This is a genomic window from Marinobacter sp. NP-4(2019) (assembly GCF_003994855.1).
Classification (GTDB): Bacteria; Pseudomonadota; Gammaproteobacteria; order Pseudomonadales; family Oleiphilaceae; genus Marinobacter.
On record NZ_CP034142.1, the window covers coordinates 980,080 to 1,001,583 of the forward strand.

General features: G+C 58.1%; 14 protein-coding genes. 12 read left to right on the forward strand and 2 right to left on the reverse strand.

Features of this window, described 5'->3' with window-relative positions:
* Positions 1–66: 66 nt before the first annotated feature.
* The 8 genes from pilQ to EHN06_RS04465 all read left to right on the forward strand — a co-directional run bounded on the left by pilQ (position 67) and on the right by EHN06_RS04465 (position 13,616).
* Positions 67–2,142, forward strand: coding sequence for a type IV pilus secretin PilQ (gene pilQ / locus EHN06_RS04430; RefSeq protein WP_206075723.1), 2,076 nt, complete (start codon positions 67–69; stop codon positions 2,140–2,142).
* 125 nt (positions 2,143–2,267) lie between these two features.
* The gene (gene aroK / locus EHN06_RS04435; protein WP_127330530.1) at positions 2,268–2,834 is read left to right on the forward strand and encodes a shikimate kinase AroK; all 567 of its coding nucleotides are present in this window, start codon (positions 2,268–2,270) and stop codon (positions 2,832–2,834) included.
* On the forward strand, positions 2,827–3,927 hold the full coding sequence (gene aroB, locus EHN06_RS04440; RefSeq protein WP_127330532.1) for a 3-dehydroquinate synthase: 1,101 nt from the start codon (positions 2,827–2,829) through the stop codon (positions 3,925–3,927). The genes aroK and aroB overlap by 8 nt, the downstream gene beginning before the upstream one ends.
* A gap of 37 nt (positions 3,928–3,964) precedes the next feature.
* Entirely contained in the window at positions 3,965–5,491 is a 1,527-nt protein-coding gene (locus tag EHN06_RS04445) for an AAA family ATPase (protein WP_127330534.1), read from the forward strand.
* 248 nt (positions 5,492–5,739) lie between these two features.
* Positions 5,740–10,188 carry a glutamate synthase large subunit gene (gltB, locus tag EHN06_RS04450; RefSeq protein WP_127330536.1) on the forward strand — a complete coding sequence of 1,483 codons (4,449 nt, stop codon included), beginning with the start codon at positions 5,740–5,742 and terminating at the stop codon, positions 10,186–10,188.
* A gap of 136 nt (positions 10,189–10,324) precedes the next feature.
* Positions 10,325–11,743 carry an FAD-dependent oxidoreductase gene (locus tag EHN06_RS04455; RefSeq protein WP_127334344.1) on the forward strand — a complete coding sequence of 473 codons (1,419 nt, stop codon included), beginning with the start codon at positions 10,325–10,327 and terminating at the stop codon, positions 11,741–11,743.
* A gap of 121 nt (positions 11,744–11,864) precedes the next feature.
* On the forward strand, positions 11,865–12,929 hold the full coding sequence (gene hemE, locus EHN06_RS04460) for a uroporphyrinogen decarboxylase (protein ID WP_127330538.1): 1,065 nt from the start codon (positions 11,865–11,867) through the stop codon (positions 12,927–12,929).
* 318 nt (positions 12,930–13,247) lie between these two features.
* Positions 13,248–13,616 carry a PilZ domain-containing protein gene (locus EHN06_RS04465; RefSeq protein WP_127330540.1) on the forward strand — a complete coding sequence of 123 codons (369 nt, stop codon included), beginning with the start codon at positions 13,248–13,250 and terminating at the stop codon, positions 13,614–13,616.
* A 223-nt stretch (positions 13,617–13,839) separates the two neighbouring features.
* Here EHN06_RS04465 and radA read toward each other — a convergent pair whose 3' ends face one another.
* Together radA and ettA are read right to left on the reverse strand one after the other, a co-directional pair.
* Entirely contained in the window at positions 13,840–15,216 is a 1,377-nt protein-coding gene (gene radA, locus EHN06_RS04470) for a DNA repair protein RadA (protein ID WP_127330542.1), read from the reverse strand.
* Positions 15,217–15,392: 176 nt separating this feature from the next.
* Complete coding sequence (gene ettA / locus EHN06_RS04475; protein WP_127330544.1) at positions 15,393–17,054, reverse strand: energy-dependent translational throttle protein EttA; 1,662 nt, start codon at positions 17,052–17,054, stop codon at positions 15,393–15,395.
* A gap of 245 nt (positions 17,055–17,299) precedes the next feature.
* On the opposite strand from ettA, the gene glyA reads away from it, so the two are divergent.
* From glyA to ribBA, 4 genes are all read left to right on the forward strand, one after another.
* Positions 17,300–18,556, forward strand: coding sequence for a serine hydroxymethyltransferase (gene glyA / locus EHN06_RS04480; protein WP_127330546.1), 1,257 nt, complete (start codon positions 17,300–17,302; stop codon positions 18,554–18,556).
* Between the two features lie 93 nt (positions 18,557–18,649).
* Positions 18,650–19,168 (forward strand): transcriptional regulator NrdR, encoded by a 519-nt coding sequence (nrdR, locus tag EHN06_RS04485; protein WP_127330548.1) that lies wholly within the window; start codon positions 18,650–18,652, stop codon positions 19,166–19,168.
* A complete protein-coding gene (gene ribD / locus EHN06_RS04490) occupies positions 19,165–20,280 on the forward strand; it encodes a bifunctional diaminohydroxyphosphoribosylaminopyrimidine deaminase/5-amino-6-(5-phosphoribosylamino)uracil reductase RibD (RefSeq protein ID WP_127330550.1) in 1,116 nt (371 codons plus the stop codon). Before nrdR ends, ribD begins: the two co-directional genes overlap by 4 nt.
* A 67-nt stretch (positions 20,281–20,347) precedes the next feature.
* Positions 20,348–21,463, forward strand: coding sequence for a bifunctional 3,4-dihydroxy-2-butanone-4-phosphate synthase/GTP cyclohydrolase II (gene ribBA, locus EHN06_RS04495; RefSeq protein WP_127330552.1), 1,116 nt, complete (start codon positions 20,348–20,350; stop codon positions 21,461–21,463).
* The last annotated feature ends 41 nt before the right edge of the window (positions 21,464–21,504 follow it).

Below are 21,504 nucleotides of genomic sequence, written 5' to 3' on the forward strand. Positions count from 1 at the left end.
GGGCGGCAAAATATGAATACTGAAAGAACCATGCATGAACAAAAAAGTTTGGGGTCGAGGCTAGCGATGTTCAGAAAACTCAATGTATACGTCGGCGTGATTGCTCTTGGGTTGTTGTCCGGCCTGGCCAATGCGGTCACGCTGGAAGACGTGTCGTTTTCATCGTTACCTGGCGACCAGCTTGAAGTAACGTTGAAATTCGATGGTCAGCCACCCGAGCCTACGGGTTATACCATAGAACGGCCTGCCAGGATTGCGGTTGACCTGAAGGGGACGACCAGTGGGCTGGATAGCCGAAGCCTGCCACTCGGCTCCGGAAATGCCCAGAGCATGACGGTGGTGGAAACCAAGGACCGGACCCGCCTGATTTTTAACCTGGTGGAGTTAACCCCCTATGACACGGTGCGTAAGGGTAATGCTCTGGTCCTGACGATCGGTGGGGAAGGTGGTGCCGCTGCCGTGGCCTCCAGTGGCGGTTCTGTCTCACAGAGTGCAGTCTCGTCATCGCCGACGTCCGCTCGTGACGGAGCACTGGCCGGGGTGGATTTTCGTCGCGGAAAGGATGGAGAAGGGCAGGTGGTTGTCGACCTGGGAAGCGCAAGTGCACCAGTCGATCTCTCTGAACTTGGCGGCAAGATTCGCCTGACAATGGACGGAATGACCGTTCCCGAGAATCTCCGTCGTCGTCTGGACGTCACTGATTTCGCCACTCCGGTTACCCGGGTGGATACCTATACCGAGGGTGGTAATGCGGTTGTCGAAATCCGCCCGGAGGGTAACTACGACTACATCGCCTATCAATCCGGTTCCCAGTTTACAGTGAGTGTCGAACGGCTGAGCGAGCAGGAAGCTGAAGAGCGTCGTGAAGAAAAGTTTCCGTATACGGGCGACAAGCTGTCGCTCAACTTCCAGGATATTGAGGTGCGCTCGGTTCTGCAGTTGATTGCGGACTTTACCGGCCTGAACCTGGTTGCCAGTGACACTGTGAGCGGAAGCATCACGCTGCGTTTGCAAAATGTTCCCTGGGATCAGGCCCTGGATCTGATCCTGAAGACCAAGGGTCTCGACAAGCGCCAGATTGGTAACGTCCTTCTGGTGGCGCCGGCCGACGAAATTGCGGCCCGGGAAAAGCTGGAGCTGGAAACCAGTAAACAGATTGCCGAACTGGCTCCGGTGCGTCTGGATATCATTCAGGTCAATTATGCCAAGGCGGCGGATATCGTAGCTCTGATTCAGGCTGATGAAGAACTTATCTCGTCTCGTGGTTTCGTCTCCTCCGATGCGAGGACCAATACCATCAGCGTTCGTGAAACCGCTGAAAAGCTGGAAGAGATTCGCCGGCTCGTGACCACCTGGGATGTGGCGGTTCGCCAGGTATCCATTGAGGCCCGGATCGTGCGGGCGCAAACCAACGTTGCCGAGAATCTCGGGATTCGCTGGGGTGGCGCTGCGTTTGATGTGAATGGTGATAATGTGGTGTCCATCGGCGGCTCCCAGGGCGCGGTTGAAGAAGCGCGGCAGGCTGCGGCGGGCAACAATAATACGATTACCTTCCCCGGTGCGCTGGCTGTCGACCTTGGCGTTACTGGTGAGGGTGCCTCTTCGTTTGCCATCGGTTGGGGAAGTGATGACTTCCTGGTGGACCTTGAGCTGTCTGCACTGGAAACCGATGGTCGCGCGGAAGTGGTCTCCCAGCCTCGAGTGGTGACGGCCGATCGGCAGACCGCGAAAATCAAGTCTGGTGAAGAGATCCCTTATCAGGAGGCTTCTTCCAGTGGTGCTACGTCGGTTTCGTTTAAGGAAGCAGCCCTGTCTCTGGAAGTGACGCCGCAGATTACGCCAGACGACAAGATCATTATGGATCTGGTCGTCAATCAGGATTCCCGTGGTGAGGTCACGGCGGGTATTCCGGCAATCAACACCAATGAGGTAACAACCCAGGTGTTGGTGGGTAACGGGGAGACAGTTGTGCTGGGTGGTATCTTCCAGTCCGAAGTGGCAACCCAGACCACCAAGACGCCGTTCCTTGGGGATATCCCGTATCTTGGGCGCCTGTTCAAGCGGACGGAGCATATCGACGAGCGTAGCGAACTGTTGATCTTTATCACGCCCAAAATCATCAAGAGTGATCTGATACAGTAAGCTTCCTGATCGAAAAAGCCGCCGCCTCACACCGGCGGCTTTTTTGTGCCCGAACATGTGCGAAACTTATGGATTTCGGCGCCCTGTGCTATTCTCACCCGCCAGAACGTCTATGAGCTGAAGTTATGTCATTGCCAAAACGAATTGTCCTGGTTGGCCCTATGGGCGCGGGCAAAAGCACTATTGGTCGCATGCTTGCCAGAGAGCTGGGCTATCGTTTTCTGGATTCGGACAGAATTATTGAAGAGCGATGTGGTGCCAATATCCCCTGGATCTTTGATGTTGAGGGGGAAGAGGGATTTCGACAACGCGAAACGGCCATGCTGTCAGAGTTATCAGAACAGCATGAAACCGTCCTCGCTACGGGGGGCGGCGCCGTTATGAAACCCGAGAATCACGAGCTCCTCAAGCGCGATGCTACCGTTATCTATCTTAAAACCTCAATAGAGCAGCAGGTTGAGAGAACGCGGCGGGATCGGAACCGTCCGCTTTTGCAGAACGATAATCCCGAGGCTGTGTTGCGCAAGCTGTTTGCCCTGAGGGATCCTGTCTATACAAAGTTGGCGGATATTGTCATGCACACCGACCGGAAGAGTCCGAGGCTGGTGGTGCGTCAGTTGGTCAACCGGGTGAACCCGAAAACTCCGCGTCATCGTCGGCAGGTAAGGAAGGAGGGGCGAAATCATGCGTAACACCGTCAGGGAGTTGCAGGTAGATCTGGGTGACCGAAGCTATCCCATTTTTATCGGAGACGGACTGCTGGGCAGCATGGATCTGACACCTTATGTGGCGGGTAGTCAGGTCATGATCGTAACCAATGAAACCGTTGCTCCCTTGTATTTGGAGCAGGCGAAGGCCTGTTTTCCGGGTAAGGCTGTGGATTCGGTGGTGCTTCCCGACGGTGAAAAGTACAAGGATTGGCAAACGCTGAATCTGGTTTTTGATGCCTTGCTGGAAAAGCGCCACAGTCGCAAGACCACCCTGGTCGCCCTCGGTGGTGGCGTGGTTGGTGATATGACCGGGTTTGCCGCTGCCAGTTATCAGCGTGGCGTGCCGTTTGTCCAGATACCAACCACATTGTTATCGCAGGTGGACTCCTCGGTGGGTGGAAAAACCGGTATCAACCACCCTTTGGGGAAAAACATGATTGGCGCCTTCCATCAGCCCGAAGTTGTCCTGATCGACACGAATTCTCTGAAGACCCTACCGCCAAGGGAGGTGTCTGCGGGGCTGGCCGAAGTGATCAAGTATGGGCTGATCCGGGATGCCGATTTTTTGGCGTGGCTGGAATCAGAAATGGACCGCTTGATGGTCCTGTCTCCGGAGTCGCTGGTCGATGCGATATACAGATCTTGCGCCTGCAAGGCGGACGTGGTTGCCCAGGACGAACGAGAAGGGGGGCTTCGGGCCATTCTCAACCTTGGGCATACCTTCGGTCATGCCATTGAGACCTTTGCCGGGTATGGCAATTGGTTGCATGGCGAAGCCGTTGGCACAGGTATGGTCATGGCTGCCGATCTGTCGTTGCGGGAGGGTATGATTTCCGGAGAAGACGTCGCCCGCGTCCGCGAGCTGGTTGCCAGAGCTGGTCTGCCTTTGATGCCTCCAGCGGAAATGACCCCGGCGCACTTCATGGATTTGATGGCGGTCGATAAAAAGAACGTTGACGGGGCGCTACGCCTGGTCTTGCTCAGATCCCTGGGAGACGCCTATGTCACGGCCGATGCGAACCCGGAGAACCTGGCTGCGACCCTGGCGGAGTTCTGTCAGGCGTCACCTGATTAATGTATTCCATGTGAGCTGAGTGCGGCAGGGAGTGATTGTGCACGATTCAGGATTAAACAGCCTGGAAGGCGGTGGCCTGTTTCCGAGACTGCAGGAGCGTTACGGCCTGAGGGCTAATCCGTTGGAGATGGAAACTCCCTTTTTTCCGGATGCCATGCGTCATCATGCTCTGGAGACTCTTCGCCATCTCTGTGGATTCGGAGATATGGCGCTTCTGCTAACTGGGGCGGCGGGTGCTGGCAAGACCCGTTTGCTGGCGGAGCTGGTTCGGAGTGAGTCGTCCCGTCTGGATTTCCACCGGTTGCCTGCAGCAGCACTGACAAGCACGCACGCGCTGGCGCGGGGGCTTTTATCAATTGCCCATAAGGGTATTGAGTCATCCGAGAGTTCCCGTGACGCCGTTTACGGTTTTTTCCGCTGGTCTGAAACCCGGGTTCGTAAGGGGCAGCGCATGGTGTTGCTGGTCGATGATGCCGACCGCGCCTCTCCCGAACTGTTGCAGTTATTGTTGTCGGCGTTTCTGGCCGCCGACCGGGGCTCTGCGGCAGTGCCCGTGTTCAGTGGCACGAACGACCTGGTCAGCATGTTGAAGTTGGGGGAGAGTTCCACCGGTGTTCACCAGGTGCACTTGCGCCCTCTGACGGAGGAGGAAGTTCGGGCGTATCTGGAGCCCCGTGTGCATCGGGCCGGTGGTCGGGTGGACGACCTGCTCAGTCCCTCCAGATTAAGGCAGATACATCAGCTCAGTCAGGGCAGTTTTTCGCGCTTGCAGAGAATAACCCCTGCGGTCTGGCTGGACATTACTCCGGCGTCCGGATCCAGATCATCCGTGAGCTTGAAGCCACTGCTTAATTTTCGCTGGCCCGCACTGGCGCTGTTGCTGCTTGGCGGCTCCTGGTGGATTGTGGCGCAACAGTACGACAAATCTGTAAATCAGGAAAAGCAGGAAGCGACCGCTACACCCGAGCGGGTGCGCAAGAGTATCACCATCGGCCCTGAAAACCCTGAGCCCCGGCCATCCGCAGAGACAGGGGACGACAATGGTGTGGTAGAGCCCCTCGTAGTGGCGAATAATGTTGCAGAGCCAGAGCCAGAGCCAGAGCCAGAGCCAGAGCCAGAGCCAGAGCCAGAGCCAGAGCCAGAGCCAGAGCCAGAGCCAGAGCCAGAGCCAGAGCCAGAGCCAGAGCCAGAGCCAGAGCCAGAGCCAGAGCCAGAGCCAGAAATGGAACCGGAGTCACAATCAACGGTCCAAGCGAAAGTTGTTGCGGCTTTTATACCTGCCCGACCGGAGAGCTTTGTTCCCGTTGAGCAGGTGCGTGCCGGAAGCGGTCTGACTGCGCAGTTTGTCGCTGGCTTTCAGGAGCGGACCGCGACCTCTTTTCTGGACCAGTACAAGGAAGTTGAAGGGCTGAGGTACACTCGATCCACGCGACAGGGGCGGGATTGGTTTGTGGTATTTTATGGTGACTTTGCAGATATTGAAGTGGCCCGGTCTGCGCTACGAGAGTTGCCCGCGGATTTACGCTCCCGGGAGTCGTGGGTTCGCCCGCTAAGCGGGTTTTGATGTGTTTTGAGGTGCATCCCCGGGGTTTCGGGTTTCTTTTTGTCCCCTTTCGTAAAAGCTTTTAAAAAACAATGGGGTTAGGAGATTATTCCGGCTCCGCTACTTCTAAAATAAACGGACATTGGATTGAGTACGTAATTGTACGTGTGTAGAATGTCCAGCCCCCATTTTCAGTGTCAAAGGGTGACTTTAACGGTATTTGCTTATAACTCTTTGATTGAAAAGCATTTCTATGTGAGAGAACGCTTATGATGACAGGTTTGTATCATCCCGAAGAATTCAGGGACAACTGTGGTTTCGGACTGATCGCCCATATGAAAGGCGATGCCAGCCACAAGTTGTTGCAAACTGCCATCGAGTCACTGACCTGCATGACCCACCGCGGTGGTATCGCAGCAGACGGAAAGACCGGTGATGGTTGCGGCCTGCTAATTCAAAGTCCCGATGCCTTCCTGCGCAAGGCCGCCAAGGCGGCATTTGGCAAGGAGCCCGGAGACCTGTTTGCCGTTGGTCAGGTTTTCCTGAACCCGGATGAGGCCAAGGCAAAAGCTGGGCGGGAAGCCATTGAGAAGCGTCTGACCGAGCAGGGCCTGGATATTCTGGGCTGGCGGGAAGTCCCGACGGACAACAGTTGCCTGGGGCCGATGGCGCTGGACTGCCTGCCTCGTATCGAGCAGGTGTTTGTGGCGCCGGCTGACAAGGCAGAGAAAGAATTCGCGATCAGCCTGTTCATTGGCCGTCGTTACGCCGAGCGCGACATGGCGGACGACTCCGAGTTCTATATCTGTAGCCTGTCCCACCGCACGCTGGCCTACAAAGGCCTGATGATGCCGGCCGATCTGGCGAATTTCTACAAGGATCTTGGTGATCCGGACCTGGAGACGGCTATTTGTGTCTTCCACCAGCGCTTTTCCACCAATACCATGCCGCGTTGGCCGTTGGCCCAACCATTCCGGTTCCTGGCGCACAACGGTGAGATCAACACCATCGATGGAAACCGCAACTGGGCCATCGCTCGTGCGGCCAAGTTCAGCTCACCGGATCTCCCGGATCTGCAGACTCTGCAGCCGCTGGTAAACCTGACCGGTTCCGACTCCTCAAGCATGGATAACATGCTGGAAGTGCTGTTGGCTGGCGGAGTCGACCTGTTCCGTGCGGTGCGGATGATGATTCCGCCCGCGTGGCAGAATGTGGACACCATGGATTCCAAGTTGCGGGCCTTCTACGAATACAACTCCATGCATATGGAGCCATGGGACGGACCTGCCGGCCTGGTGTTCTCGGACGGCCGCTATGCAGTCTGTATGCTGGACCGGAACGGTCTGCGTCCGGCGCGCTGGGTGATCACCAAGGACGACTTCATTACGCTGGCCTCGGAAATCGGCACTTATGGCTATGAGCCGAATGACGTTGTCGCGAAAGGCCGGGTAGGGCCTGGCCAAATGCTGGCTGTTGATACCCAGACCGGCGAAGTACTCCACACTCCGGATATTGATGAGCGCCTCAAAAATGCTCACCCGTACAAGCAGTGGCTGCGGGAAAACGCGCTAAGGGTTGAAAGCACGCTGAATCAGGATACCCCGGAGTTTCGCCTGATGGACGCTGATGAGCTTCTGGTACACCAGAAGATGTTCATGGTGTCCTTCGAGGAACGTGATCAGGTGCTGCGTCCGTTGGCCGAAAACGGCCAGGAGGCCGTTGGTTCCATGGGCGATGATACCCCGATGGCGGTGTTGTCCAGCAAGGTTCGTCACGTGGCCGATTACTTCCGCCAGAAGTTCGCCCAGGTGACGAACCCGGCGATCGACCCGCTTCGTGAAGCGATTGTTATGTCGCTTGAAACCTGTCTGGGATCCGAGCGCAATGTCTTCGAGGAAACACCGGAGCATGCGGACCGGATCATCCTGACGACACCGGTCCTGTCGCCGGCCAAGTTCCTGAAAATTTCCAACAACGATCGTCCGGGCTTTGAGGTGGCGCGTATTTCCATGGGCTACAGCCCGGAGATGGGACTCGAGCAGGCCATACGCCGGGTGTGTGAGCAGGCGGAAGAAGCTACCCGCAACGGCAAGGTACTGCTGATTCTGTCCGACAAGGATCTCAAGGAGGGTGAGCTGCCAGTGAATGCCCTGATGGCCACCGGCGCGGTTCATCACCACCTCGTGGCGCAGGGGTTGCGCTGTGACTCCAACATTATTGTGGAAACCGGTTGGGCACGTGATCCCCATCAGTTTGCTGTTCTGTTCGGCTTCGGTGCGACAGCGGTTTACCCATACCTTGCGTATCAGGTGCTGAATGATCTGATTCGTACCGGTGAGCTGCTGATGGATCCGATCGAGGCGAAGAATAACTATCGCAAGGGCATCAACAAAGGCCTGTTGAAAATCCTCTCCAAGATGGGCATTTCCACCATCACCTCCTACCGTGGCGCACAGCTCTTCGAGGCCATCGGCCTTGCGGATGAAGTGGTGGATCTGTGCTTCAAGGGTGTGCCCAGCCGTATCCAGGGGGCTGGTTTCTTCGATTTCCAGCAGGATCAGGAGCAACTGGCAGCAGTCGCCTGGAAGCCCCGCAAGCCAGTCTCCCAGGGCGGCCTGCTGAAGTATGTGCATGGCCAGGAATACCATGCCTTCAATCCGGATGTGGTTGGCAAGCTCCAGGAAGCGGTGATCAGCGGTGAATATGGTCACTACAAGGAGTACGCAGGACTGGTGAACGAACGCCCCGTGGCGACTCTGAGGGATCTCCTCGGTTTCCGTCAGGATATCAAGGCGATCGATATTTCCGAGGTAGAGCCGGTCGAAAATATCTTCCCGCGCTTCGATTCCGCAGCTATGTCCCTGGGGGCGCTGTCTCCGGAAGCACACGAGGCGCTGGCAGTGGCGATGAACACCCTGGGCGGGCGTTCGAACTCCGGCGAGGGTGGTGAAGACCCGGTCCGTTATGGCACCAATAAGCGCTCCAAGATCAAGCAGGTAGCCTCAGGCCGCTTTGGTGTGACCGCCGAATACCTACGTAGCGCCGACGTCATGCAGATCAAGGTGGCCCAGGGCGCCAAGCCCGGTGAGGGCGGCCAGTTGCCGGGTGGCAAGGTTAACGATCTGATCGCGCGTCTGCGTTATTCCGTGCCGGGTGTGACGCTGATTTCACCACCCCCACACCATGATATCTATTCGATCGAGGACCTGGCGCAGCTGATTTTTGACCTGAAGCAGGTGAACCCGAAGGCGTTGGTGTCCGTTAAGCTGGTCTCCGAGCCGGGTGTGGGCACAATTGCGGCCGGTGTTGCCAAGGCATACGCTGACCTGATCACGGTCTCTGGTTACGATGGCGGTACTGCGGCAAGCCCGCTGACCTCTATCCGTTACGCAGGCTCGCCGTGGGAGCTGGGGCTGACGGAAACCCAGCAGGCACTGCGTGCCAACGATCTGCGTGGCAAAATCCGTCTCCAGACCGACGGCGGTATCAAGACCGGCCTTGACGTGGTCAAAGGTGCGATTCTCGGCGCCGAGAGCTTCGGTTTCGGCACCACCCCAATGGTCGCACTGGGTTGTAAATACCTGCGCATCTGCCACCTGAACAACTGTGCTACCGGTGTGGCCACCCAGAATGACCATCTCCGTGAAGAGCATTTCAAGGGTACCGTGGAAATGGCCATGAATTTCTTCCGCTTTGTGGCTGAAGAAACCCGTGAATGGATGGCCAAGCTGGGTGTTCGCAGCCTGGAAGAGTTGGTGGGTCGTGTCGACCTGCTTGAGCGTCTGCCAGGCGATACCGAGCGTCAGAAGAAGCTGGATCTGAGCCGCCTTCTGGCTAACGATCACATTCCCGCGGACAAGCCACAGACCTGTCAGGTGGAGCGCAACCATCCGTTTGATGAGGGTGTGCTAGCCGAACAGATGGTGAAAGATATAATCGGCGCTATTGAGGAGAAGTCCGGAGGTGCGTGGTCCTACCGCGTGACCAACTGTGACCGCTCAATCGGTGCGCGCCTGTCTGGTGAAATTGCTGCGAGGCATGGCAACCAGGGTATGGCAGATGCGCCAGTGACCCTCGACCTGACGGGTACCGCCGGACAGAGTTTCGGCGTCTGGAACGTCAGTGGTCTCAACCTGATTCTGGAAGGTGACGCCAACGATTACGTGGGCAAAGGGATGACCGGCGGCAAGCTGGTCATCAAGCCGCCCCGTGGCAGCAGCTTCAAAACCAATGAAACCTCCATCGTCGGCAACACCTGTCTCTATGGTGCAACCGGAGGCAAGTTGTTTGCCGCTGGTACGGCTGGCGAGCGTTTCGCGGTGCGCAACTCCGGAACCCACGCCGTTGTTGAAGGCACCGGCGATCACTGTTGTGAATACATGACTGGCGGGTTGGTGACGGTTCTCGGTTCTACCGGTTATAACTTCGGTGCCGGTATGACCGGTGGCTTTGCCTACGTGCTGGATATGGATAACACCTTCGTGGACAAGTACAACCACGAACTGGTGGAAATCCAGCGCATTTCCCGTGAGGACATGGAGTCCTACCGTAATCACCTGCGCGGCGTTATCCGTGAGCATATCTCGGAAACCGGCAGTCAGTGGGCAGAGCACATTCTTGAAGATTTCGACGACTACATCGGCCGTTTCTGGCTGGTGAAACCCAAGGCTGCCAACTTGCGCAGCCTGCTGGCAAGCACTCGTGCACGTCCGGAGTAAGTGGCTGTCGGATTACGCTTTGCTGATCCGACCTACGTATGCCGTATGCCCGGAATAAGTGCCGGACGGAACAGGGTTTGGGGTATCCGCCGCAGAGCGGTGCCCCTGTCGAAATCGAGTTGATGAGAGCATCATGATGAAAGAACGACTGAATAACGACTTCCAGTTTGTCGAAGTAGGGCGCGTAGACCCGAAAAAGGTACCCGCGAAGAAGCGGAAGAAGGAGTTCGGGGAAATCTACCACCCGTTCACCCAGGAAGAAGCTGCGCCACAGGCGCACCGCTGCCTGGAGTGTGGCAACCCCTACTGTGAATGGAAGTGTCCGGTACACAACTACATCCCGAACTGGCTGAAGCTGGTGTCCGAAGGCAACATCATGAGGGCGGTGGAGCTGTGCCACCAGACCAACTCCCTGCCGGAAGTCTGTGGCCGGGTCTGCCCCCAGGACCGTCTGTGCGAAGGCGCCTGTACCCTGAATGACGGTTATGGTGCGGTTACCATCGGTTCTGTCGAGAAGTACATCACCGATACTGCGTTCGCCCTTGGCTGGAAACCGGACATGTCTGCCGTGAAGTGGACCGATAGGAAAGTCGCCGTGATTGGTGCCGGTCCTGCGGGTCTGGGTTGTGCCGATGTTCTGGTGCGCAACGGCGTTAAGCCGGTGGTGTTCGATATCTATCCTGAAATTGGTGGCCTGCTGACCTTCGGTATCCCCGAGTTCAAGCTGGAAAAGTCTGTGATGACCCGCCGCCGTCAGGTGTTCGAGGAAATGGGCGTGGAATTCCGCCTGTCCACGGAAGTGGGCAAGGACGTGATGATGGAAGACATCCTCAAGGAATATGATGCCGTGTTCATGGGCATGGGCACCTACACCTACATGAAGGGCGGCTTCCCCGGGGAAGACCTGGCCGGCGTATACGACGCCCTGCCGTTCCTGGTCTCCAACGTCAATCGTCGCCTCGGTTACGAGGAGAATGCGGACGACTTCATCGACATGAAGGGCAAGCGTGTGGTGGTCCTCGGTGGTGGTGACACCGCGATGGACTGTAACCGCACCTCCATTCGCCAGCAGGCCGAAAGTGTCACCTGTGCCTATCGCCGGGATGAGGCGAACATGCCGGGCTCCCGCAAGGAAGTGGCAAACGCCAAGGAAGAGGGCGTCAAGTTCATGTTCAACCGGCAGCCCATCGCCATTATTGGTGAAGACAAGGTGGAAGGGGTAAAAGTGGTTCAGACCCAGCTGGGCGAGCCTGACGAAAACGGTCGCCGCCGTCCGGAAGTGGTTCCAGGCAGCGAAGAAGTCATTCCGGCCGATGCCGTTCTGGTGGCCTTTGGCTTCCGCCCGAGCCCGGCGGACTGGTTTGACGACCAGAGCATCAGCACCGATGATTCCGGTCGTGTGGCCGCGCCGGAGGAAGCAGAGTTTGCATTCCAGACCAGCAACCCGAAGATCTTTGCCGGCGGAGACATGGTCCGAGGCTCGGATCTGGTCGTAACCGCTATCTGGGAAGGTCGCCAGGCTGCCGAGGGTATCCTGGATTACCTGGATATCTGAGGGCGGGCCGGATTCAGACCAGAAGGGTGGCTTGCTACGGGTAAGCCGCCCTTTTTTATTGCTGTAAACGGGGTATCATTGCAGCCCATATTTCACAGACTGAGAGCAGACTGGACATCCTATGACCGAGCTGAAAAATGACCGCTTCCTGCGCGCGCTGATGCGCCAGCCCGTTGACCGCACACCGGTGTGGATGATGCGTCAGGCCGGCCGTTACCTTCCTGAGTACCGCGCGACCCGTGCCCAGGCGGGAGATTTCCTCAGTCTCTGCAAGAATACGCCGCTGGCCTGTGAGGTCACCCTGCAGCCTCTGGAACGGTATCCCCTGGATGCCGCGATCCTGTTTTCCGACATTCTGACCATTCCGGACGCACTGGGGCTCGGCCTGTATTTCGAGACCGGTGAAGGTCCCAAGTTCAAGCATACGATCCGCTCTGAGGCGGACGTTGCCGCCTTGCCCGCGATGAAAGCCGAGGTGGATCTGGATTACGTGATGAACGCGGTATCCACCATCCGTGGCGCCCTCAACGGCCGTGTTCCACTGATCGGCTTCTCCGGCAGCCCCTGGACACTGGCCACCTACATGATCGAGGGTGGTTCTTCCAAGGATTTCCGCGAGGCCAAGAAACTGATGTACAGCCAGCCGGAGGTGATGCATCGCCTGCTGGATCACTTGGCGGACTGTGTCATCGATTACCTCAACGGCCAGATCAGGGCCGGTGCCCAGGCGGTGCAGATTTTCGATACCTGGGGCGGTGTGCTGAGTAGTTGGGCGTACGAGGAGTTCTCGCTGCGTTACATGAAGAAGATCGTGGACGGTCTGATTCGTGAGAGCGAAGGTCGTCGTGTTCCGGTGATCCTGTTCACCAAGAATGGTGGCCAGTGGCTGGAATCCATTGCTGATTCAGGTGCCGATGCCGTGGGTCTGGACTGGACCACGGACATCGGCAACGCCCGCGCTCGCATCGGCGAGCGGGTTGCTCTGCAGGGCAACATGGATCCGGCGATGTTGTATGCGCCGCCAGAGCGGATTCGCCAGGAAGTGGCGGACATCCTGCGCCGCTTCGGTACCGGCCCGGGGCATATTTTCAACCTGGGGCACGGCATCACCCCGGATGTGGATCCGGAGCACGCCAAGGCGTTTATTGAGGCAGTGGTAGAGCTGAGTCCGGAGTACCACCAATAGCATTTGTAGCCTGATTTTTCAGCGGGGGCGGCCGTCTGGAAGCGCCGCCCAAAAACCGCTACAAGCACTTCCCTGTGCGCTTCTCTCCGGCCATCCATGGCCTCCGAAATTTTTGGGCGGCGCTTCCAGACGACCTTTATCCGGCCACTGTGATATCTCCGTTCGTGTGACAGGTTGGACTTGTAGGTCGGATTAGGCACGCAAAGCGTGCCGTAATCCGACACCCGTCACCAAACACCACCCCAAAACTCCTCTGGATGCATCCCCCTGTCGGGTCTATAGTCATATGGAACAAAAGCAGTAAACAGGAGCAACCACTTGCCGACTCAACCCCCTGAGAAACGACGATTCCACCGCATCGAATTCGACGCCCCCTGTGAGCTTCACTGCCAGGACAACGTCTGGTTAACGGAGGTGCTGGATATCTCCCTGAAAGGCGTTCTAGTAAAAAGGCCGAACGAGTGGAACGTGCCGTTAAACGAGCCGTGCGAGGTGATCGTTCATCTGGATGACAATGAAACGGCCATTGTCATGGCGGTAGAGCTTAGACATGTTGAGTCACAGCGGTTGGGGTTCAAGTGTCAGTACATCGACCTGGAAAGCGCCACTCATTTAAAGCGGCTTGTTGAGCTTAACCTGGGTGATCAGGCGTTGCTCGAGAGGGAGTTTGCGCATTTGATTGATTAGGTTGTCCGTTGATTTGTCCTCTTCAATATGCTGATCCTGTTTTCAGACTTTGCACTATCGGCGTTATCTCCTTGATTCGAGGGGAGGGGTTGGGACTCCTTTCCAAAAATTTCGAAGGCCATGGATGGCCTGAGAGAAGCGCACATGGATGTGCTCGTAGCGGTTTTTGGAAAGGAGTCCCAACCCCTCCCTTGCACCAACACTGGAAGGCTGGGGCCCAAAGTCAAATTTCCTCCAAAGCCAAAAGCGCCTCACTAAGCTTGGTCACCGGAATCACCTTCATCCCCTCGACTGGCTTGCGAGGTACGTTGGCCTTGGGCACCAGTGCGTGGGTAAAGCCGTGCTTGGAGGCCTCGTAGATCCGTTCCTGGCCGCTGGGCACCGGGCGAATCTCACCCGACAGGCCGACTTCCCCGAAAATCACCAGATCCTGGGGCAGGGCGCGGTCGCGGAAGGACGAGACGATCGCAGCCAGCAGAGCCAGGTCCGCGCTGGTCTCGTTGACCTTGACGCCGCCGACCACGTTGACGAAGACATCCTGATCGGACACATGCATGCCGCCGTGGCGATGTAGAACCGCCAGCAGCATGGCCAGCCGGTTCTGATCGAGACCGACCGCGACGCGCCTTGGATAGCCACCCTGGGCCATGTCCACCAGCGCCTGGATCTCCACCAGCATCGGCCGGGTGCCCTCCCAGACCACCATCACCACACTGCCGGGCGCAGCCTCCTCGCCACGATTAAGGAAAATCGCACTGGGGTTTTTCACTTCCTTCAGGCCTTGTTCCAGCATGGCAAAAACGCCGAGCTCATTCACCGCGCCAAAGCGGTTCTTGATGCCCCGCAGTGTGCGGTAACGGCTGTCGCTGGAACCTTCTAGCAGGATGGAGCAGTCGATCATGTGCTCCAGCACTTTCGGGCCGGCGAGGCTGCCGTCCTTGGTGACGTGGCCAACCAGGAACAGGATGGTGCCGGTCTGCTTGGCGAAGCGGGTCAGGTAGGCCGCGCTTTCGCGGACCTGGGAGACGCTGCCGGGAGCGGATTCTGTATCCTCGACATGCATCACCTGGATACTGTCGACCACCAGAATGCGGGGCTTCTCGGCTTCCGCCACCTGTATCACACGCTCGACACTGGTTTCCGACAGCATTTTCAGATCACTGGTGGGCAATCCCAGACGCTTGGCGCGCATCGCCACCTGCTGCAGGGATTCCTCGCCGGTGACGTACAGGGCGGGGACGCTGGCGGCCAGATGACAAACCGCCTGAAGCAGCAGGGTGCTCTTGCCAGCACCGGGGTGGCCACCCATCAGCACTGCCGAACCCTCCACCAGGCCACCGCCCAGTACCCGGTCAAACTCCTGCATGCCGGAGCTGATGCGGGGTTTTTCGGCCAGGCTGACGTCATCCAGGCTCTGGACTTCCGACAAACTGCCGGCAAAGCCCTCGAAGCGGGCACCGCGGGCGCCCCTGGCATTGCTGCTGACGCCGCGGACTTCACTGATAGTGTTCCAGGCTTGGCAGGCCGTGCACTGGCCTTGCCACTTGGAGTAGTCAGCGCCGCATTCGGTGCAGACGTAGGCGGTTTTGGGCTTGGCCATAAATGGTCCTGTTGATTCCTTGCGTGTTCACCCTCTCCCCCGGCACCTCTCCCGTCAAGGGAGAGGGGAGACTTCGGGGCGAGGTTTGTGTAAAGCCCCTCTTGCAAGCAAGAGCAAAGCCTGTGTAAAGCCCCTCTCCCTTGGCGGGAGAGGGGTTGGGGAGAGGGGGAGAACCTTTACGCCAACTTCTTATACTTCATACGCTTGGGCTGCATGGCAGAATCCCCCTTGCGCTTCTTGAAGTCTTCGTCGTACTCGGTGAAGTTGCCCTCGAAGTAGACCACATCCCCGTCATCCTCGAACGCCAGGATATGGCTGGCTACGCGGTCCAGGAACCAGCGATCGTGCGAGATCACCAGGGCGGAGCCAGGGAAGTTGAGCAGGGCTTCTTCCAGGGCGCGCAGAGTTTCCACGTCCAGGTCGTTGGTGGGTTCGTCCAGCAGCAACACGTTGCCGCCCTGTTTCAGCAGCTTGGCCAGGTGCAGACGGTTGCGCTCACCACCGGACAGATCGCCGACCCGTTTCTGCTGGTCGCTGCCCTTGAAGTTAAATCGCCCCACATAGGCCCGGGACGGGGTTTCGTAGTTGCCGACCTTGATAATATCGTTGCCGTCAGAGAGCTCTTCCCACACGGTCTTGCTGCCGTCCAGGTCGCGCATCTGGTCCACGTAGGCCAGTTCCACGGTTTCACCCACGGTAATGTCGCCGGAGTCCGGTTTGTCGAAACCCGCGATCATCTTGAACAGAGTGGACTTACCGGCACCGTTACCGCCGATGATGCCCACGATGGCGCCGGGCGGGACGCTGAAGGACACGTCTTCATACAGCAGGCGGTCGCCGAAGGACTTGCTGATGCCGTCCACCTCGATCACCTTGTTGCCCAGGCGTGGTCCGGGCGGAATATAGAGCTCGTTGGTTTCGTTGCGCTTCTGGAATTCCTGGGAGCTCATCTCCTCAAAGCGGGCCAGACGGGCCTTGCTCTTGGACTGACGGCCCTTGGCATTGCTGCGCACCCATTCCAGTTCCTGTTTGATGGCTTTCTGGTGAGAGGCCTCCTGTTTGGACTCCATTTCCAGGCGCTTTTCCTTGTTCTCCAGCCACTGGCTGTAGTTGCCTTCGAACGGGATGCCCTGGCCTCGGTCCAGTTCCAGGATCCAGCCGGCAACATTGTCGAGGAAGTAGCGGTCGTGGGTGATGGCAACCACAGTGCCTTCGTAGTCGTGCAGGAAGCGCTCGAGCCAAGCCACGGATTCGGCATCCAGGTGGTTGGTGGGTTCGTCCAGCAGCAACATGTCCGGACCGGACAGCAGCAGGCGGCAGAGCGCTACCCGGCGGCGTTCACCACCGGACAGTACTTTCACTTTCTGATCCCAGGGCGGAAGACGCAACGCGTCCGCCGCGACTTCCATCTTGCGTTCAATGTCATGACCGTCAGTGGCCTGGATAAAGGCTTCCAGTTCACCCTGTTTCTTGGCAAGAGCGTCAAAATCCGCGTCCGGTTCGGCATAGGCGGCGTAGACCTGATCCAGTTCCGCCAGCGCGTCGTGAACGCCGGAGACCGCCTCGTCAACGATTTCCTTGACGGTTTTGTCTTCGTCCAGCTCCGGCTCCTGGGGCAGGTAGCCCACGTTGATGCCCGGCTGGGGGCGGGCCTCGCCGATGTAATCCTGGTCCACGCCGGCCATAATGCGAAGCAGGGTGGATTTACCTGCACCGTTGAGGCCGAGTACGCCAATCTTGGCGCCCGGGAAGAAGCTCAGGGAAATGTCCTTGAGGATTTCACGCTTGGGCGGAACCACCTTGCCCACGCGGTTCATGGTGTATACGTACTGGGCCATAACTGGCTGTATCCTCTGTTGTATTCGGAGGTAAATAAAAGGAATGATCGGATTAGCCCCGTAAGGTAGCGAAACCGGCAGGCTATGGCAATTGCGGGAAAGCGATGGATGGGGGCGAAAATTGCGGTGTGACGGTTTCTGCGGAGGCGTAGTGAGCGGTATAAAGGATGATTTTTTACCCATTTGTAGGATAGAATAGCCGCCCAAATTTTTCGGGCAGCTAAGCACACAGGGGCAGCGCATCCATGTTTAATCGTGATATGAAAATCGCCGGCTTTGACGACGAACTCTGGAACGCCATGCAGGCGGAGGAAAAGCGTCAGGAGGCTCACATCGAGCTGATTGCGTCGGAAAACTACACCAGCCCGCGGGTGATGGAAGCCCAGGGCAGCGTGCTCACCAACAAGTACGCCGAGGGCTATCCCGGTAAGCGCTATTACGGTGGCTGTGAGTTTGTCGATATTGCCGAAGATCTGGCGATCAATCGAGCCAAGGAACTGTTCGGTGCTGCCTACGCTAATGTGCAGCCACATTCCGGCTCCCAGGCCAACTCGGCCGTGTTCATGGCCCTGCTGAAGCCCGGTGATACTGTTCTTGGTATGAGCCTGGCCCACGGTGGTCATCTGACCCACGGTGCCAGCGTCAACTTCTCCGGCAAGATCTACAATGCCGTCCAGTATGGTATCAACAACGATACTGGCCTGATCGACTACGATGAGGTTGAAGCCCTGGCGGTCGAGCACAAGCCGAAGATGATCATCGCCGGCTTCTCTGCCTATTCCCAGGAGCTGGATTTTGCCCGCTTCCGCGAAATTGCGGACAAGGTGGGTGCCTACCTGTTTGTAGACATGGCTCACGTTGCCGGTCTGGTGGCTGCTGGCGTCTACCCGGACCCGGTTCCCCACGCCCATGTGGTTGCAACCACCACCCACAAGACCCTGCGTGGTCCACGCGGTGGCCTGATCCTCGCCTGTGACGATGCGGACCTGCAGAAGAAACTGAACTCCGCAGTGTTTCCAGGCGGTCAGGGCGGCCCGCTGATGCACGTGATCGCTGCCAAGGCTGTGTGCTTCAAAGAAGCCATGAGCGATGACTTCAAGGCATATCAGCAACAGGTTGTGACGAACGCATCGGCCATGGCGCAGGTATTTATTGAGCGCGGTTACGATGTGGTGTCCGGTGGCACTAAAAACCACCTGTTCCTGGTCAGCCTGATCAAGCAGGACATTACCGGTAAGGACGCGGACGCTGCCCTGGGGCGTGCTCACATCACCGTCAACAAGAATGCGGTTCCCAACGATCCGCGCTCTCCGTTTGTCACTTCGGGGCTGCGTATCGGTACCCCGGCGGTGACCACCCGTGGATTCGGTGAGACCGAGTGTCGCGACCTGGCTGGCTGGATGTGTGACATCCTTGACAACCTGGAGGACGATGCCGTCAATAACCGCGTGCGTGAACAGGTTGAAGCTGTGTGTGCTCGCTTCCCGGTGTACGCGGGCTAAACTTCAGGCAAGCACGCCGGGTCGTCCCTTCGACGGCCCGGCTACTCATTAACCGGTGACTCTTAACCCGGCTATTTTCCGGAGCTCCCGAATATGCACTGTCCCTTCTGTGGTGAAGCAGATACCAAGGTGATTGACTCACGGCTGGTGGCCGAGGGGGATCAGGTGCGTCGCCGCAGGGAGTGCCTGTCCTGCCGTGAGCGGTTCACGACCTTCGAAACGGCCGAGCTGGTGATGCCGAGGGTGGTCAAACAGGATGGCACGCGCCAGCCGTTTGACGAGGAGAAGCTGCGTTCGGGGCTGATGAAAGCGCTGGAAAAGCGCCCGGTCAGTATCGAGGAAATCGACGCTGCGTTGAATCGTATCAAGTTCCGTTTGCGGGCCACCGGTGAGCGTGAAGTCAAATCCATGCAGCTTGGTGAAGAGGTCATGACCGAACTTCGCCAACTGGATAAAGTGGCCTATGTCCGGTTTGCGTCGGTGTACCGGAGCTTTCAGGACATTAACGAGTTCAAGGAAGAGATTGAGCGGCTGTCGGCCAATTCCGGCGAGGATCCGGTGGATGTGGCCAAGGTGTTGGCCGATAACCACTCCTCCAAGGGCAAGGCATGATAGACGCCCAGGATACCGCGTTCATGGCGCGGGCGGTGCAACTGGCCTGGCGTGGACGTTATTCGACACACCCCAACCCCCGGGTGGGTTGTGTCATTGCCCGGGCTGGTAAAATCCTGGGCGAGGGCTGGCATGAGCGGGCCGGCGAGGCTCACGCTGAAATTCGCGCCCTGAGCCAGGCAGGTCCGGCTGCGCGAGGTGCGACCGCCTATGTGACCCTGGAGCCGTGCAGCCATTTTGGCCGTACGCCGCCCTGTGCCAAGGCATTGATCGAGGCCGGTGTTGCTCATGTATTTGCTGCCACCAAGGACCCCAACCCGTCCGTGTCCGGTCGTGGGCTGGATATGCTCCGCGAGTCGGGCATCCGGGTGACCGAAGGCTTACTGGCGGACGAAGCTGCCCGGCTTAACCCCGGTTTTATGAAGCGCATGAATTCCGGTCGGCCGTTTGTGCGATTGAAGATGGCAGCCAGCCTGGATGGGCGTACGGCGATGGCGTCGGGTGAAAGCCAGTGGATTACCGGCCCGGACGCACGTCGGGATGTGCAGCGCCTGCGAGCCATCAGTGATGCGGTGCTGACCGGTGTGGGTACGGTGCTTGCCGACGACCCGTCCCTGACGGTACGGCGCGAGGAGTTGGGAGATATCGGCGATGCTACCGAACCATCCCGCATGCCGCTGCGGGTAATCGCGGACCGTGATGCCCGTACGCCATGCGGTGCAAAAATTCTTCAGGGCGGGAACGTTCAGGTGTTCTGTGCGTCACCCACGCTGGCGACTGCCCCTGCCCAGGACCTTGCCGCGTTGGGCGTCAGCCTGACCGGGGTTGCCTGGAAAGATAATGGCATTGATGTCGGTGAGCTGCTCGACTCCCTCGGCGAGCTCGGTATTAACGAACTGCTGGTGGAAGCCGGGCCAACCCTGGCCGGCACTTTTATTGACGAGCGTCTGGTGGATGAGCTCTGGCTGTACCAGGCGCCGGTGTTTTTAGGCAGCACGGGGCGACCGACAGCCCACCTGCCACTGGAGTCCATGGCGGATAAAGTACAATGGAAGGTGCTGGATCGCCGTCAGGTGGGTGAGGATCAGCGTCTGATCCTGGCGCCACGGTAACGTTTTCAATTCACGGTTTGTCTGTTGCGCAGTTGGCTCCGGCAAACTGAAAGGGTGCAAAATACCTATGGCACTGAACAGCATAGAAGAGATCATTGAAGATATCCGTCAGGGCAAGATGGTGATCCTGATGGACGACGAGGACCGCGAGAATGAAGGCGACCTGGTGATGGCGGCTGAACATTGCACGCCAGAAGCCATCAACTTCATGGCTCGCTTTGGTCGTGGCCTGATCTGCATGCCCATGACACGCACCCGTTGCGAGCAACTGGGTCTGCCACTGATGGTCCAGCGTAACGCGTCCGGATTCGGGACCAAATTCACCCTGTCCATTGAGGCGACCGAGGGCGTGACCACCGGTATTTCCGCCGCGGACCGGGCCCGTACCGTTCAGGCCGCCGTGGCGAAAAATGCCAAGGCATCCGATCTCGTTCAGCCTGGTCATATCTTCCCGTTGATGGCTGACCCCGGCGGTGTACTCAGTCGTGCCGGTCATACCGAGGCGTCCTGTGACCTGGCATCGCTGGCGGGTTGCGAGCCGGCGGGCGTGATCTGCGAAATCATGAACGACGACGGCTCCATGGCCCGCCGTGAAGATCTCGAACGGTTTGCGGAACAGCATGATCTGAAGATCGGCACCATCGCCGACCTTATCCACTACCGTACCCTGAACGAACGTACGATCGAGTGTGTCGAGAAGTACGACCTGGATACCGAATACGGTGTGTTCAACCTGAGAACCTACCGTGACAATATCCAGGGCGCCACACACCTGGCCATGGTCATGGGCGACATCAAGCCGGATGAGCCGGTGCTGGTGCGTGTACACATTACCGACACCCTGCGCGACCTGTTGGGTGCCCGTCGTGCCGACTCCCGCAGCTGGCCTTTGCATCATGCCCTGGAAAAAGTGGCCGAGGAAGGTCAGGGTGTGGTGGTGCTGCTGAACAGCGCCGAGGACAGCTACAACCTGGAGGACCGGATTCACGAGTTCTTCGGAGAAGAACAGGCCGCCGCCGCGAAAGGCAGTTCCGGCGTTTACTTTACCGTGGGTACCGGCTCCCAGATCCTCAAGGACATTGGTGTGGGCAAAATGCGCCTGCTGAGCCCGCCCATCAAGTTTTCTGCGATTTCCGGCTTCGACCTGGAAGTGGAAGAGTACGTACCCTATACCCCCGAATGATGAACCCGGCAGCGCTGACATTCAGCGCTGCCCGTTAAGGA

Coding starts and splice junctions, on each gene's coding strand:
- pilQ (WP_206075723.1), top strand. CDS start 67: ATGTTCAGAAAACTCAATGTATACGTCGGCGTGATTGCTCTTGGGTTG.
- aroK (WP_127330530.1), top strand. CDS start 2,268: ATGTCATTGCCAAAACGAATTGTCCTGGTTGGCCCTATGGGCGCGGGC.
- aroB (WP_127330532.1), top strand. CDS start 2,827: ATGCGTAACACCGTCAGGGAGTTGCAGGTAGATCTGGGTGACCGAAGC.
- gltB (WP_127330536.1), top strand. CDS start 5,740: ATGATGACAGGTTTGTATCATCCCGAAGAATTCAGGGACAACTGTGGT.
- EHN06_RS04455 (WP_127334344.1), top strand. CDS start 10,325: ATGAAAGAACGACTGAATAACGACTTCCAGTTTGTCGAAGTAGGGCGC.
- hemE (WP_127330538.1), top strand. CDS start 11,865: ATGACCGAGCTGAAAAATGACCGCTTCCTGCGCGCGCTGATGCGCCAG.
- radA (WP_127330542.1), bottom strand. CDS start 15,216: ATGGCCAAGCCCAAAACCGCCTACGTCTGCACCGAATGCGGCGCTGAC.
- ettA (WP_127330544.1), bottom strand. CDS start 17,054: ATGGCCCAGTACGTATACACCATGAACCGCGTGGGCAAGGTGGTTCCG.
- glyA (WP_127330546.1), top strand. CDS start 17,300: ATGTTTAATCGTGATATGAAAATCGCCGGCTTTGACGACGAACTCTGG.
- nrdR (WP_127330548.1), top strand. CDS start 18,650: ATGCACTGTCCCTTCTGTGGTGAAGCAGATACCAAGGTGATTGACTCA.
- ribD (WP_127330550.1), top strand. CDS start 19,165: ATGATAGACGCCCAGGATACCGCGTTCATGGCGCGGGCGGTGCAACTG.
- ribBA (WP_127330552.1), top strand. CDS start 20,348: ATGGCACTGAACAGCATAGAAGAGATCATTGAAGATATCCGTCAGGGC.